This window comes from Seleniivibrio woodruffii, from assembly GCF_029267515.1.
Classification (GTDB): domain Bacteria; phylum Chrysiogenota; class Deferribacteres; order Deferribacterales; family Geovibrionaceae; genus Seleniivibrio; species Seleniivibrio woodruffii_A.
Genome location: NZ_JAJUIS010000003.1, coordinates 200,926 through 215,367, shown reverse-complemented (window position 1 = coordinate 215,367; position 14,442 = coordinate 200,926). Strand labels below are relative to the sequence as shown.

Annotated in this window: 13 protein-coding genes; 6 read left to right on the top strand and 7 right to left on the bottom strand. The window is 47.5% G+C overall.

Features of this window, described 5'->3' with window-relative positions; translation table 11 throughout:
• Window positions 1–302: 302 nt before the first annotated feature.
• Complete coding sequence (locus Q7P67_RS04995; RefSeq protein ID WP_303850817.1) at window positions 303–1,511, bottom strand: type II secretion system F family protein; 1,209 nt, start codon at window positions 1,509–1,511, stop codon at window positions 303–305.
• Entirely contained in the window at window positions 1,511–3,181 is a 1,671-nt protein-coding gene (locus tag Q7P67_RS04990; RefSeq protein WP_303850816.1) for a GspE/PulE family protein, read from the bottom strand. The genes Q7P67_RS04995 and Q7P67_RS04990 overlap by 1 nt, the downstream gene beginning before the upstream one ends.
• Window positions 3,182–3,347: 166 nt before the next feature.
• Here Q7P67_RS04990 and Q7P67_RS04985 point away from each other — a divergent pair, with 166 nt between their 5' ends.
• Both Q7P67_RS04985 and Q7P67_RS04980 read left to right on the top strand, forming a co-directional pair.
• The gene (locus tag Q7P67_RS04985) at window positions 3,348–5,054 is read left to right on the top strand and encodes a proline--tRNA ligase (RefSeq protein WP_303850815.1); all 1,707 of its coding nucleotides are present in this window, start codon (window positions 3,348–3,350) and stop codon (window positions 5,052–5,054) included.
• Between the two features lie 116 nt (window positions 5,055–5,170).
• Window positions 5,171–6,091, top strand: coding sequence for a M23 family metallopeptidase (locus Q7P67_RS04980; protein WP_303850814.1), 921 nt, complete (start codon window positions 5,171–5,173; stop codon window positions 6,089–6,091).
• Window positions 6,092–6,129: 38 nt separating this feature from the next.
• Here the strand turns inward: Q7P67_RS04980 and Q7P67_RS04975 are convergent, their stop codons facing one another.
• The 5 genes from Q7P67_RS04975 to Q7P67_RS04955 form a co-directional block, all read right to left on the bottom strand.
• Window positions 6,130–6,792: a hypothetical protein gene (locus Q7P67_RS04975; protein ID WP_303850813.1), complete on the bottom strand. Its 663-nt coding sequence runs from the start codon at window positions 6,790–6,792 to the stop codon at window positions 6,130–6,132.
• Between the two features lie 46 nt (window positions 6,793–6,838).
• The gene (locus Q7P67_RS04970) at window positions 6,839–7,918 is read right to left on the bottom strand and encodes a hypothetical protein (protein ID WP_303850812.1); all 1,080 of its coding nucleotides are present in this window, start codon (window positions 7,916–7,918) and stop codon (window positions 6,839–6,841) included.
• Between the two features lie 97 nt (window positions 7,919–8,015).
• Window positions 8,016–8,669 (bottom strand): prepilin-type N-terminal cleavage/methylation domain-containing protein, encoded by a 654-nt coding sequence (locus tag Q7P67_RS04965; RefSeq protein ID WP_303850810.1) that lies wholly within the window; start codon window positions 8,667–8,669, stop codon window positions 8,016–8,018.
• A gap of 8 nt (window positions 8,670–8,677) precedes the next feature.
• Window positions 8,678–9,733, bottom strand: coding sequence for a HAMP domain-containing sensor histidine kinase (locus tag Q7P67_RS04960; RefSeq protein ID WP_303850809.1), 1,056 nt, complete (start codon window positions 9,731–9,733; stop codon window positions 8,678–8,680).
• Window positions 9,726–10,325, bottom strand: coding sequence for a response regulator (locus Q7P67_RS04955; RefSeq protein ID WP_303850807.1), 600 nt, complete (start codon window positions 10,323–10,325; stop codon window positions 9,726–9,728). The genes Q7P67_RS04960 and Q7P67_RS04955 overlap by 8 nt, the downstream gene beginning before the upstream one ends.
• A 50-nt stretch (window positions 10,326–10,375) precedes the next feature.
• Between Q7P67_RS04955 and Q7P67_RS04950 the strand changes: the two genes are divergently transcribed.
• Genes Q7P67_RS04950 through Q7P67_RS04935 form a run of 4 tightly spaced genes read left to right on the top strand, consistent with a single transcriptional unit; the run spans window position 10,376 to window position 14,442 of the window.
• Window positions 10,376–11,776 carry a hypothetical protein gene (locus Q7P67_RS04950; RefSeq protein ID WP_303850806.1) on the top strand — a complete coding sequence of 467 codons (1,401 nt, stop codon included), beginning with the start codon at window positions 10,376–10,378 and terminating at the stop codon, window positions 11,774–11,776.
• Entirely contained in the window at window positions 11,773–12,303 is a 531-nt protein-coding gene (locus Q7P67_RS04945; protein ID WP_303850805.1) for a hypothetical protein, read from the top strand. Before Q7P67_RS04950 ends, Q7P67_RS04945 begins: the two co-directional genes overlap by 4 nt.
• A complete protein-coding gene (locus tag Q7P67_RS04940) occupies window positions 12,293–12,838 on the top strand; it encodes a hypothetical protein (RefSeq protein WP_303850804.1) in 546 nt (181 codons plus the stop codon). Before Q7P67_RS04945 ends, Q7P67_RS04940 begins: the two co-directional genes overlap by 11 nt.
• Complete coding sequence (locus tag Q7P67_RS04935) at window positions 12,817–14,442, top strand: hypothetical protein (RefSeq protein ID WP_303850802.1); 1,626 nt, start codon at window positions 12,817–12,819, stop codon at window positions 14,440–14,442. Before Q7P67_RS04940 ends, Q7P67_RS04935 begins: the two co-directional genes overlap by 22 nt.

Below are 14,442 nucleotides of genomic sequence, written 5' to 3'. Positions count from 1 at the left end.
ATTTTGTCTTCGCAGGGGCTGTTCGCCCGAAGCAACCTGAATTTTACAGATTGCTTCGTCATTTCATTCCTCGCAAAGACGGATATCTTCATCTGGTTTTAGAAGCGAGTAGTTCAAGGAAGGTTTTGTGAAACGAACGAAAGCTGACGACGAAATACGACGGTTATAAAGCCCGATGTTCGGCGGTTAGATGCAAGCAGTACAAGGAAGTGACGACGAGCGGGCTGCGAGCATACATACGGAGTATGTGAGCAGTTTCGAGGAGACACTGACGCAGTAATGCGCCGCATATAGCCGCCGAACTAGGTGGGCATACTGGAGATTAGGGTAAATATGGGTCCCATAAGCCCTATCATGATGACGAGCATAAACACCCCGACAACGCCTATGACTATAGGTTCTATCATTTTGGATATGTTGTTGGCTATGGTATCTACTTTGTAATAGTAATATTCGGCGACGTTGCCGAGCTGGTTGTCAAGGTTTCCTGTCTGCTCGCCGATGCCGACCATACGGGTGATTATTCTGGGGTACATCTTCTGCTCGGAAAGTGCCGCGGAGAACGAACGTCCGCTGGCTATCATATCCCTTGCGGAAGCTATGGAGCGTTTATACACGAGGTTGGGCAGGCTCTCCTCCATTATGTTCAGCGCCGAATAAAGCGGCAGACCCGCGGATATCATAAGCCTGATATATTCCGCTATGAAAGCATAGTTATAGTTCTTAACGATTATCCCGAAAACGGGCAGCTTCGTGATTATCCTGTCCGTGGCAAACCTGTATTCCTCTGATTTTTTCCGCATCATGCCGTTGAGGATAACGACTCCTGTCACAGCCAGAATCAGAAGCAGAATATAGCTCTGCATAAAGTCTGAAAGCCACATGATGAAACGAGTTGTGGGCGGCAGCTCTATGTTGAAAGATTTGAAAGCCTCTATCATCTTTGGCATGACGACAACGAGCCAGAACACCATAACGCCTATCATGGCGACGAACGCAAACGACGGATAGATAAGAGCGGATTTTGTTTTTGTGCGCAGGTCCGACATCTTTTTAAGGTGTTCTGCAGCATTTTTAAGGGTATTGTCGAGCTGTCCTGTCTCTTCGCCTATGCGCACGAGGTTAACAACCATTCCGGTGAACACGTTTTCATATTTTGCCATTGCGCGTGAAAAGGTCATACCAGTCTGCACCCTGTAACTCAGATCGTTCAGCATATCCGCCATGGCGGGGTTTTCGCTGTCAGACGCAAGATCCATCAGACCGGAGTTAACCGGAAGACCCGACTTAACTATCATATGGAGGTTGTCAATAACCTCCACTATTTCGCTGGTTTGTATTTTCTTTTTACGATTCAGAAATCTTGTGTATGATGGAAGTTTGGCAACACCTATCACATTTGAGCCGAGGCTGGCAACGTAACCGTTTATATCCTCTTCATTCTCAACTTCGATTATCTTGGATTTAACCCTGCCGTAAGCATCCAGCAGTCTGATTCTGTATACCTGCATTAGAGCGCAACCCTCAATATTTCTTCAGGGGTGGTGATACCCTTCATCATTTTAAGCAGCCCCGATTCGAGTATCGGAATCATACCCGACTCGACTGCCTTTGTATATATTTTGAGAGGCGACGCTCCGGCGACGATAAGATCGCCAACTTCGTCCGTTATCTCCAGAAGCTCGCTTATGACGCCCCTGCCGGAATATCCTGTATCCTTGCACATTTCGCAGCCTTCGCCGCGCATATACTTAACATCGTATTCCGGCGTTATGCCGTTGCGCGCTAGCATATCTTCCGGGATGCCCATTTTAAGCAGTTCCGAACCTTTTATGGAGGCCTCTTTGCGGCAGAATATGCAGACCTTGCGCACAAGCCGCTGGGCGAGGATTCCGCCCACACCGGAGGCAATCATATAATCATTTATGTTCATTTCCAGAAGTCTGGGTATAGCCGTAACAGCGTCGTTTGTGTGGAGCGTGGAGAGCACAAGGTGACCTGTTATCGCGGCGCGCATAGCCATTTCCGCTGTCTCCTCGTCCCGCATCTCACCAAGCAGGATAACATCAGGATCCTGACGAAGAAACGCGCGCATTGCGCGGGCGAAGGTGTACCCAGCCTTTTCGTTGACCTGCGTCTGTTTTATGAACGGGAATTTGTATTCTATTGGGTCTTCCGCTGTGAGCACCTTGCGCTGGAGCGAGTTTATCTTGCGCAGTGAAGCGTACAAAGTCGTCGTTTTACCGGAACCTGTGGGACCTGTGACAAGAAGTATGCCGTGGGGGCGTGCGAGCTGTTTCTCAAGCCGCACCTGAGTGGGTTTCTCAAAACCAAGGCTGTCAAGATTGAACAGCGATACGTTCTTGCTGAGCACCCTCATAACGATTCCCTCCCCGTGGATGGTGGGGATGGTGGAAACCCTTATGTCGAAGTTCTCGTCGAAAAAGGTATGTGTCATTGAGCCGTCCTGCGGAAGACGCTGTTCGGCGATATCCAGATTTGAAAGAATCTTTATGCGGGACGAAATTGCGTTGTGCAGTTCACTCTGAAAAACGTAAAAGTGACGCAGGATGCCGTCAACCCTGAAAAACACGTGGGTGGCAATGCTCTCCGGCGATATGTGTATATCCGTTGCGCGGGTTATAATGGCGCTGTTGATTATGTGCTCAAGAAGCTGGGGAATCTCCGCGGACGAACCTGAGGCTGTATAGCGCTTAACTATCCTGCTGACCTCCTCCTCAATTGGTTTTTCCAGCAGGAAATAGTTTATCTCTATATTTTTGAGAATTGAGTCCCTGTCGCAGACGTATATCTCCACCTCTTTCCCCGCCTTTCTGCGGAGGATGTCAAGAGTGTTGATGTTGAACGGGTCGGCAACGGCGACAACAAGTTTCTCCGGCTTGTTCTCAAGTGGAATTATCTCAAGCTGCTTCGCGACGCTTTTGTCGAAAAGACGCAGTGAATCCTTTGACGGCGGATGTTCGTTTATGTCTATGTAGGGTCTGCCGGACTGTTTTGCAACAACAAGGGCGATCTCCCGCGGGGAGACGAATGACAGCTCAATGAGTATCTCGCCCAGCAGCCTGTCCCTTATCTTTTTAACTTCGAGAGCAACCTGAATCTGTTCCTCTGTGACATAGCCAAGCTCTTTAAGAAGCTGTCCGACTGTTTTCTTAGACATAGTTCAAACCTCTGAAAGCGGCAGACCGACTTTGTAAATCAATATTTCTGCGATTATAGCAGAAAAATTATTTCTTCACACGCGCAGGATTATAGAATATTATTAACTCTGGCGCGTACAGCCGGATTATGTTATAGATTTTTCTTTTTATCAAGGAGAGATAAAAATGAGATACAGCAGATTTTTCATCCCCACCCTGCGCGAGGTTCCCGCCGAGGCAGAGGTGGTAAGCCATAAACTCATGCTCCGCGCGGGTATGATAAAAAAACTCGCATCCGGCGTGTACAACTATCTTCCGCTGGGGCTTATCGTTATCCGCAAGGTTGAGGATATCGTCCGCAGATGTATGAACGAAGCGGGCGCAATAGAGCTTCTCATGCCCTCCGTCCAGCCCGCCGAACTCTGGAAGGAATCCGGACGCTGGAACTATTACGGAAAAGAACTTCTGCGCATCAAAGACCGTCACGACAGGGAGTTCTGCTACGGTCCCACCCACGAAGAGGTCATCACCGACGTTGTGCGCAGCTTCATCAGCTCATATAAAAACCTGCCTATAAACCTTTATCAGATACAGACAAAATTCCGTGACGAGGTTCGTCCGCGTTTCGGTCTCATGCGCGGACGGGAGTTCATGATGAAAGACGCCTACTCGTTCGACATGGACGACGCAGGCGCAAACATCAGCTATGAGAACATGCGTCAGGCATACTGCCGCATATTCGAGGCGTGCGGACTGAAATACAAAGTGGTGGACGCAGATACTGGCTCCATAGGCGGTTCGTTCTCCCACGAGTTCATGGTGCTTGCAGACACAGGCGAAGACTTCGTTATAAGCTGTGATTCATGCGATTACTCCGCAAACCTTGAAAAAGCGGTATGCGTTGACGAATACACTAAATCCGCTGACGAGCTTAAACCCTCGGAAGACGTGGCGACACCTAAAGCCAAGACTGTTGAGGAGGTGGCAAACTTCCTGAACATCCCTGCCGCTTCCATAGCAAAAACCATGATAGTGCGTGTCGATGACAAACTCGTAGGAATCATGGTGCGCGGCGACCACGAAATGAACATGGCGAAGGTTAAAAACTATTTCAGCGCAACAACCGTTGAGCTGGCAAGCCCCGAAGAGATTGAGGAAGCAACAGGCGGCCCTATGGGATTTTCAGGTCCTGTCGGCATGAAGGTTCCCGTTTACGGCGACTTCGCAGTTGCCGCTATGGTGAACTACTGCGTCGGCGCTAACCTTAAAGAGACCCACACTCTGAACGTCAACCACGGCAGAGATTTCGAATTTGCCGACGTTGACGACTTCCGCAACGCAAACCCAGGCGACAAATGCTGCAAATGCGGAGGAAAATACGTCATAACCAAGGGTATAGAGGTGGGACACATCTTCAAACTCGGCACAAAATACTCCGCAGCAATGAACGCAAACTTCCTCGACAGCGAGGGAAAGAGACAGCCGTTCATCATGGGATGCTACGGAATCGGAGTAACCCGTGTCGCAGCGTCAGCCATAGAACAGAATCACGACGAAAAAGGCATAGTGTGGCCTGTGCAGCTCGCCCCGTTCAAAGTGTGCGTGGTGCCCCTCGCCGTTAAGGACGAGGACGTTATGAAAAATGCGGAAACGATATACAAAATACTGAACGATATGGGGCTTGAACCCCTCTTAGATGACAGGGACGAACGCGCAGGCGTTAAATTCACCGATGCGGAACTGATCGGCATACCCGTCCGCGTCACCATCGGCAAAAAAACGCTGGAAAAAGGCTGCGTTGAAGTAACCGTCAGAAAAACGGGAACAACGGAAGAGGTGCCCGTTGAAAAATGTACAGAAAGAGTGGCTGAACTGATCAAAGAACTGTCATAAACCTGTAAACAAAAATATAACAGCAACTTACGCACGAATTGCCTGATAAGGATAATTTCTTGATATAATCGGCAGTTTCGTGTAAACTTGATAATTAAAATTTTAACGGAGGCGGAATGAAGAAGAAATATACGGTCATGATTTTCGATGAGTCACGGCTCGGCGAAGTTAAAACCCGTAAGTTCAGCGGCAGCGTTGTTGCCGGTGTTCTTGCCTTCAGCGCCGTTTTTGCCGCTGTCTCATGCGTCGGGTTTTACAAACTCAGCGAGATCTCAAAAGAAAAAGAAGTTCTCCTCACCTATAAATCGGAAAACGAAAAACTTAAAAACCAGATAGCAGGCTACGAAAACCAGATGGTCGTCATCAACGACAAACTGGCTTCCGTCGTCGAGCTTGAGGAGAAGGTCAGAGGACTTGCATCGCTCGGCGGTAAAATCTCAAGCGAAAAGAAACAGCTTGCTATGGGCGGCAAGGAACTTGACCCCGTAACAGATATCACCAAAGCCAACGAACAGAAGGACAAGGACTATTTCAAAGACCTTTCCAACACACTTTCAAGCCTCGGCACAGACCTTGAAAAAAGAGCCATGAGCCTTTCGGAACTCGCCGATATACTTGAAAAACAAAAGCTGGTTTTAAGCTCCACTCCATCCATATGGCCCGCAAGCGGATGGATATCCAGCCGTTTCGGTTACAGAATTTCACCCTTCACAGGAAGACGCGTTTTCCACGAGGGACTTGATATCGCCTCTAAATACGGCGCACCCATACGCGCGGCTGCAAAAGGAACCGTTATCTTCTCCGGGCGCAAGAACGGATATGGAAAGGTCGTTATAATTGACCACGGTTTCGGCTATATGACGAAATACGCGCACAACAGCAATAACCTTGTTCAGGCAGGGCAGAAAGTTTCAAAAGGCGACAGAATAGCACTGGTCGGCAACACAGGCAGAAGCACCGGACCCCACGTCCACTACGAAGTGCTTGTTAACGGCGTTCCGGTTAACCCCACGCGCTTCATTGTCGGCGCAAGATAAGAGAATCATCACAAGCCCGCTTCACGCGGGCTTTTTTTTCAGAAAAGCACAATATCTTTAAGCTCAGCAGGGGTCTGTTTCTTCCCTTCCATCAGATAGACTTCTCTTATGAATTTAATCTTTGAAAAACCTCGGTCGAAAGTACAGCCGAGCGTGCCGTATGTTTTACCGGTTTTCAGGTCTGCAATCACAGTTGCCGCCATCATAACAGGCTTTCCGCGTTTCATCAGCAGCCTGTCGGAAGCCACGATATAACGTTTCTCCCCTCCGATATTTATATCCAGGCGAAAACCTTTCATCTCAACTGCATTTATCATCCGTCCGCGCATAAGTCCGCTGTCAGCGTTCAGCATAAACCCTCTGAACGTATCAATGCTATCCGCTGAAGTCATGCCTTTTTTAAATTTTTCAATATCGTCTATATTCAGTTTAAGTGCAAAGCCATCTACATACATTGTCTGCATGGCGTTGAACTTCATGTTCAGAAATTTTTCCGCTTCGAAATCAAGACTTTTAAAGGAGACCTCGTAAGACCCGTAACCCGTCAGCGCGCCGGAATGAACGTCTTTCATCTGAAATACGTTCTCATCGGAACCTTCACTTTTTATAGACGGATGGAAAACAAAGGCGTACAGCAGGAGAATGATCGCAAGAATCAGTATTAAAAGAAAGGAATAACGTTTTATGACAGAATGTTTCATTGTACCTGAAAAGAAAAGAGCGGGCGCAAAGCGCCCGCAGTTGTTATTATCCTGCCATTCCGGCTGCTTCCAAAATATTTATATGAAGATTTTGAAGGTTGGTCGTATCTCCGCCAAACAGACCTCCAAGTGTATCATCATCAGTAGAGGTAACATAGCCTCTGAGAGCAAGCACTGTAAAAAGTTTTGAAAGATCCGCAGACATATTAGCATACACAAAATCAGCGGTACCGTTCATAGAGTCAACGATCTGATTGTAATATGAATCAACGTCTTCCGCATATTTACCATCGATAAGCACAAGGTCGTCGGACTGGCTGTCAGTTTCAGCGGAAATATAGTCGTTAGCAGCCTTGAGATTTTCAAGCATTGCAAGAGCAACCGCTTTCTGGGCAGAAAGTACAGCCTCCGCTTCGGCAGAAGGAGTCAGAAAATCCTCATTCTCCGCTGTGAAGTCATACAAATAAAGATAGTTTGTTTCGCTTTTGATGTTGTATGCGTAAGCATAAGCGATGTTCATTTTAGCAGCTTCAAGCGCCGCCTTCAGCGTGAGCACGTCGCCGTAGTCAACATCGTATGCGGTGCCTCCGAAAGTCATGTTGACCGCAAAGCTGCTGTCAATATTGTCAAGCAGAGCCAGTGATGAATCTATACTGGCAGAAACGCTGCTGTAGTATGAATCTACAAGGCTGCCTTTGATATAATTGGTCGCGTTTGACACGATGGGCATACGATCCTTTCCGTCTGCATCGCGAGTTGTGATGGATGCAACAAGGTCAGTCGCTGTTGCAACGCTTGAGACAGCATAAAGAACCTTGCCTTCGTCGCTCTTCTCAGCTGCCATTTTGTAAAAAGCGTTTACCTTAGCAAGCTCGTCTGAACTTATGGAGCCGTCGGAATTTGCAGTGTCAAGTTCAGCGTTTGCAGCGACAACTATCTCTTCGTCGCTCATGCTGTCGATAACGGCAAGCTCTTCTTCAGTGAAGAGAGTTTTTTCATCAGACGAAAGAACTTCACTGACCTTGTCAGATGAATCTTCGCTGTCGGATGAACTGTCGCCATCCCAGCAACCTGACAGAACCACTGTCAGGGATGCGATAAGCAATAACCATACAATTTTTCTCATTTAATAACCTCCAAAAAACAATAATTTATTCTAAAGAGGTTATGCACCTAAGTCAAGCAAACATGAATACAAATATGTGAATGTTACCAGACAATATTCACAGTCCGCTGAAAATATATGCCACGTTGGTTGTGTTTGTGCCGATAACTCTGCCGCCTGAAACACAATCGCCGTCTGTTGCCGTCCAACTGTCGCCTGCGAACGCATTTCCGGATAGCCGTCTTATCTTGCCTGTTGAAGCGCCCGTTGCTGAATCAGGCGCATCGGAATCAACGTTCAGCTCAAGGGCGAATGCCGCAACACACTCGACGTTGCGCAGCACCACCATGTTAACAGGCAAAGAATTGCCAGCCGTATCGGTGATTGTGCCCCCGGCGAAATACATAAATCCGCCGCGCTGGGTAGTGGCGAGCAGCGCATTTGTTGAAGAAGCAGGAAATATGCCTACTGTCTTGAGTTCGTTGAAAGCAAAGTCAACGTCTGTGTTATCCGTCACATTGGCATCGTTCGGCGCCGCTGAGTTCAGGGTTCCAAAATTGATTATTCCGTTGTTGTCGCTGTCTCCGGCATATCTTCCCATTCTCTCGTAATATCTGTACTGAGCGTTCACAAGAACTGTGGCGTCGGTGACGACCTTTTTCCCTCTGGCGTCTTCTATCATCCCCTGACCTCTTATCACGCCGCCGATAAGCACGCCGATGATAACCAGCACAATAGCAAGCTCGACCAGAGTGAAGCCTTTTTCAGACATTGCGCACCTCATTTATTTATGGACAGAACAAAGACGGGACCCTGTAAGGTATTCTCCGCCGTCAGTTTCCCACCCATTCCGGCGGCGATATTGCGGCAGTGGAAAAGCCCTATGCCAAGCCCGTTCACCTTCCCCGAAAAGAAGGGTTCAAATATCTTTTCGCAGTCGGCAATGGGTGATCCGTTGTCCCTGAACCTCATCACATATGCGTTCGCATCTTCGGATACGTCAACGAAAAGCTCAATGCCGTGCTCCGATATGCTCTTATCATAAAAGTTCTTTATGATATTTTCAATAATAACGGTTAGTCCCCTTTTACGCGCGGTTATCTCTTTGTCGGCAGGGGTATCCGTATGAATGGTCACGCCATAAATTCCGGCGGCATCGACCGCCATCATCATAGGCATAAGTTTTTCAGGAACACTGTCTATCTCCGGCTGGGTACTGTTCAGCGCTGACAGTATCTTGTCCGCCCGTACTTTAAGTCCCGGCAGACTCTTCTGCATATACCTGACGAACCTGCGGTATCCGGCATCGTCGTCCACCTGTGAAAGATTGAACTCAAGCACGTTGACAAACTGTATCAGGTTTTTAACGTCATGATTGATAAACGCCTGCAGCTCAGCGGATTTTCTGAATGCTTTCTGTGCCGCTGTGGTCTGTATGTTAACATCAGCCTTCAAAAGCAGGAAAATGACCTCCACCAGGACTCTGGTGATGAAATCCGACTCGATGAATCTGAACCCCGGCACGATATCGATGTAAACCGTATATTCCGACGTATGAACAAACTTGGTTATGGATTTTTTGTGGGAACCGTTTCTGCGGACGTATTCGACATTGTGATAAAAGAGATAGTACCCGAAATCCGTTATCCCCAGCCTTTTCAGAAAGGGTTCAAGATGGCGCAGAAGCATAACGGGGTCAAAGCCGTCCACCTCGTTCATTTTGATAAGTTCTGAAATTATTCCCAGATATCTGTTTGTGACATAGTTTATTGCATAGTGGGATGTGATTATTATGATTCCGGCGGTAATAATTGCTACGAACACATGGTTAAGCATCTGTTTTTCTGACGAGGTTGAATTTTTTTATAAAATAATAGAGGCTTTCCCGTTTGACGCCAAGAATTTTTGCAGACTGGTAAACGTTGAATCCGGTATCGTTAAGCACGCGCAGAATGATATTTTTCTCCGCAAGTTCCCTGAGCTTCTGCAGCCCGTCGCCTATCTTCACCTGAAACTCGATGCGTTCAACGCCCTGTTTCTGAAGTTCCCTTTCGGTGCTGATGAAAAGTTCCGCCCGTTCAATGGAATAGAAGAGCTGTTCCATCTTGACGGGTTTCACGAGAAAATCGAATACCCCGCGCTCAAGGGCGCTCATTGCGCACTCTTTGGTGCTCTGCCCTGTCAGAACTATTATTTTGCACTGGGAGACGGACAGAAGATGGTCTATAACTTTCAGTCCCTCAACAGGGCTTTGCTCATTCGGCGGCAGACCGAGATCCACCACGGCAACATCGAACGCACCTCTGTCGGTCTCCGAAATCGCCTCAGGAGCGTTAGCAACTTCCGTCACATCATACTTTTTTTCAAGCGCGAAGCAAAGCTGGCTACGGATTGCCTCGTCGTCTTCTACAACTAAAATACGCAACATTTAAACATCAATTCTCTTGAAATAGTTTGACTGCCATAGTATTGTTATTCATGAAATTATTCAGTGCCGAATTATCCAAATCCGCCGAAACAGTAACTGCTAAGGCTGTGGTAATGCAAAAGAAAGGGAAAACTTTCTCTATGCTTAAATATTATACCACGGATGTTGATAATATCCACTATCTTTCAAAGGGGATGCCCTTAAATATCGGCATGAGCTATTTCGACACAGTTGAAGAGACAATCACTCTCCCCCCTGTTAAAGATTCGGAAACGTTCAGAATAATCTCCATGAACAAACTGAAAGAGAACATAGACCCGGCACAGGAATACCTGATGGCGTACAAGGCTAATACGGCTCAGATTCCTGACTCTTCCGGCAACCTCACATATAAGGTTCTGATGGTGCCCTCTTCCGTGCTTTATAACGATTCCGGTCTGAACGACAAAACCATGCAGCAGCTCAATATGTTTACAATATCCGACTTCGCTCTCTGCGCGCTGGTGAATAAATACTTTCCGGATAAGACCGTTTTCCACGCATACGCCGACGAAACGAAGATATGCGTCACCATCTGCATCAACGACTATATAGTTTACACCAGAAACAACCCCACTGAAAAAGGTTCCAACCTTTTAAGCGCATATTACGAATACCTTAACCTGACATACATGTACGCAACGAAGAACCTCCGCATGAAGATAGACAATATCGTATTCTCCGGCAAACTCGCCGACATGCGTGAACTTTCCACCATGTTCTACGAATTTTCAGGTGTGGCTCAGTCCACCCTTATCCCCATGGGCATAGTGGAAAACTGCCCTAACGATATTTTTCAGGAATATCTGATCCCTATCTCCCTTTGTTATCTGGACAGCGCATACGACATGACTCCGCGACAGATAATACAGACTCAGGCAAAAAACTTTGCAACGTCAATCGTAAACAGCGCTGCGCTCGCCTGTGTTCTGGTTCTGCTTCTGATGTCGGCTTCTGCGGTTTTAACACTTTACGACAATAAATCGACAATAACAATGCAGGCTCAGAGCCTCAGCAGAAAGATAAAGAATTATCTGACGGAGGTTTCAGCCGGACACGAAAAGCAGTTTGACCTCCACTATTACCGCACGCTGGAAAAAAGACAGCAGAGCGTATCCAGAGATTTCGGTCTCTTTGCGGAACTGCTTGCCATGGGAGATTATGAGCTGGTGAATTTCGACGCGTCCAAAGACGGCGAAAAAATTGTGGAAATAGGCGGTGTGCTGCATTTCAACAAGCTGGCACAGATGGAAAGTTTCAAGGACAGCCTTCATTACGAGCTTGAAAAAATCAAATCACAGGGCGGCTATACCCTTGAAGATAATACAGCTTTTAAAACCGACGATATGACCGTCACTGTAAAACTTCTATTCAAAAAGGGCGAAGCTGTTCAGCAGCAGGCGGGCGGATGATGTATATCTTTCTGAGGATTTTCAGAAGCTACAAACTGCTCGTCGCTTTAAGCAGTATGATATTCACCCTTTCGCTGCTTCTGATAATGCTCGGCGTTATCAACGGCGCAATGGAAAACAGCATAAGAGACATGCAGAGAACAGCGAACCTTTACAGAGCTGGCGATACAAAGATAAGGCTAAACGGACTTGAAACGGCTCTAAGCTCCGTAAATCTTCCTTATCTGACGCCTGTTGAAGCCAAACGCCTCCTTCTGGAAACGCTGGAAAACTTCCGAACTCTATACGGCGGAAAGATGCTGAATGACATAACAGACAGCGGCGGTTCCTACACTGCCGAACTGGAATTTGAGATAGAACCGACAAACCCCTCACAGATAAGCGCTATAGTTAATTATCTGGAAAACAGCGTAGCTCCTGTCATAACTGTAAAAAAACTTACGTTTCTAAAATCAACGGATAAAAATACAGTGCGCTTTTTAATAAGTGCAAATCAGCCATATTACGGCGGCGTATATGAATATTAAGAAACTGAAACAGCTCCCCGCCGCAAGTCTGATAAAGCTGTCGCTCCCTCTGGCAGTCCTTTTCTGTGTATTTTTTCTGAGGTCTGTGATAGAGTCTTCCATGGAAAGCATAGTATCCGAAAGATTCGGAAAGATGCGGCATGTATTCGATATTTCAATCCCCGAAGAAGACGCTGAATTCACAAAAGCGCTTACAACAGGGAAAAATCCGGAGCCTATTGAGCCTTTCGATATGTCGCACTACCTTGGGAATCCTTTTATTGCAGGTTTTTTCAACCGGATGGTGACGCAGCAGACAACTGCGCAGACCGGATCGGAAGTTTCAGCCGAAATTCAGGCGGAAAAGCCCTCTGCCCCCGAATACGTTGTTTCGGCCGTAATGAACGGCAGAAACAAAAAATGCGCCGTGGTTAACGGCAGGCTTATAAATCAGGGCGAAAATGTTGACAACTACAGCCGCCTCACAGCAGTTGACGATTCAAGAGTTCTGCTGGAGGGTTACTGGGGAAAAAAATGGTATTACGTTCAATATTAACTTTTCTTCTGGCAATTTCACTGGCATCCTGCGCGACTGTTGCGGAAAAGAAACAGGCAGCAGTGATCATGCCCGATTTTTCCAGGGCACAGGCGGTTAAACCGCTCGCGCCTCCTCCTCCGCCTGTAATATCTAAACCGGTAGTAGACAACGACCCTCTTGAAAATGTGTACGTATCAGTGGACGCTGTTGAGCAGAATCTTTCTTCAGTTCTGTACATGATAGCAGCAGAATCAGGGCTGAACCTCATCATCGGACCGGAAGTAAACGTCAGCAAACCCTTCACTCTGACAGTTAAAAACATGCCCGCAAGGGAAGCGTTGGATTCAGTATGCGAAAATGCAGGAATAGCATATTCCGTGACAGGCAGCACACTGAAAATTTCCGCATATGTGGCAAAAACATACAAAATACCTTATACAACCGTGAACGCCGACCAGACATCCACAATCGGCGGCAACATATTCGGTTCCGACTCCACGTCAACCGAACTCAGCGGCGATTACAAGATAGTCTATTCAAAATCCGGCACCATGGCAAACATGCAGCTTAATATCCTCAATGCAGTTTACGGAATGATTTTTCCCGAAGTTGCGGACGAAAACGGGCAGCCGAAATCTGACTCAGGCGATTCCGGCGCAGCGGCAGGTCAGCAGGGCGCGGCATCCGGTTCATCAGACGCGAAAAGCACTTCCGGTGCTAAAGGCGCATCCGGCGCATCCTCTTCCGGTTCCGCATCATCCTCAGGTACCCAGATAAAAAGTTCATACTACAGAGGTCTGCGCGGATACTCTTTCAACAGCCTCACAGGACTTCTCAGGGTATACGCACCTCCTCACGTCGTAAGCATAATAGACGAATACATCAGCCAGACCATAAAGGATGCGTCCAAACAGGTTCTCATTGAAGCGAAGATAATGGAGGTCGTGCTCACAGACTCCAGCGCATACGGAATAAACTGGACAAGTGAAAACGGCAGATACGGAGTAACGCTCATCGGCGACCTGATAGGCTCCCAGACACCCGTAGGCATAGTGCAGTCTTACGACAACCTGTTCCAGTTCATCGCCACACAGGGGCGCATAGAATCTCTCGGCAACCCGCGCATAAGGGTTCTGAACGGTCAGAGTGCAATGATAACATCAGGTCAGCTTAACCCGTTCTGGGAAAAGAAGGTTGACACGGACACAGAGGAAAACACCCAGACGGTGACATACGAACGGTCAACAGTGCTCGACGGCATAACTCTCGGTGTCACGGCAAACGTTATGGAGGACAACAGGATAACGCTCCACATCGTGCCCATCCTTTCCAGCATCGAAGAGATAGCTTACCAGTATGAACTGGACGATCAGGGCAATTCATATTCAGTTGCAAGCTATCCCAAGGTGAATATGAGAGAGGCGGGAACGGTTCTCACTGTACAGAATGGAACAACCATAGTCATGGGCGGACTAATAACCAACAAAGATGTTGTAAACGAGCGCAGGATACCCATTCTGGGCGATATACCAGGTCTCGGTATGCTTTTTAAAGCTCGCTCCACAGAAAAAGAGAAACGGGAACTTGTTATTCTGATAACAACAACCCTGATAGACGGATAG

Bases quoted from the DNA above. Each gene is read 5' to 3' on its own strand.
- Q7P67_RS04935 (WP_303850802.1), top strand. From the start codon at position 12,817: ATGGTATTACGTTCAATATTAACTTTTCTTCTGGCAATTTCACTGGCA.
- Q7P67_RS04965 (WP_303850810.1), bottom strand. From the start codon at position 8,669: ATGTCTGAAAAAGGCTTCACTCTGGTCGAGCTTGCTATTGTGCTGGTT.
- Q7P67_RS04970 (WP_303850812.1), bottom strand. From the start codon at position 7,918: ATGAGAAAAATTGTATGGTTATTGCTTATCGCATCCCTGACAGTGGTT.
- Q7P67_RS04960 (WP_303850809.1), bottom strand. From the start codon at position 9,733: ATGCTTAACCATGTGTTCGTAGCAATTATTACCGCCGGAATCATAATA.
- Q7P67_RS04995 (WP_303850817.1), bottom strand. From the start codon at position 1,511: ATGCAGGTATACAGAATCAGACTGCTGGATGCTTACGGCAGGGTTAAA.
- Q7P67_RS04945 (WP_303850805.1), top strand. From the start codon at position 11,773: ATGATGTATATCTTTCTGAGGATTTTCAGAAGCTACAAACTGCTCGTC.
- Q7P67_RS04940 (WP_303850804.1), top strand. From the start codon at position 12,293: ATGAATATTAAGAAACTGAAACAGCTCCCCGCCGCAAGTCTGATAAAG.
- Q7P67_RS04990 (WP_303850816.1), bottom strand. From the start codon at position 3,181: ATGTCTAAGAAAACAGTCGGACAGCTTCTTAAAGAGCTTGGCTATGTC.
- Q7P67_RS04980 (WP_303850814.1), top strand. From the start codon at position 5,171: ATGAAGAAGAAATATACGGTCATGATTTTCGATGAGTCACGGCTCGGC.
- Q7P67_RS04955 (WP_303850807.1), bottom strand. From the start codon at position 10,325: ATGTTGCGTATTTTAGTTGTAGAAGACGACGAGGCAATCCGTAGCCAG.
- Q7P67_RS04975 (WP_303850813.1), bottom strand. From the start codon at position 6,792: ATGAAACATTCTGTCATAAAACGTTATTCCTTTCTTTTAATACTGATT.
- Q7P67_RS04985 (WP_303850815.1), top strand. From the start codon at position 3,348: ATGAGATACAGCAGATTTTTCATCCCCACCCTGCGCGAGGTTCCCGCC.
- Q7P67_RS04950 (WP_303850806.1), top strand. From the start codon at position 10,376: ATGAAATTATTCAGTGCCGAATTATCCAAATCCGCCGAAACAGTAACT.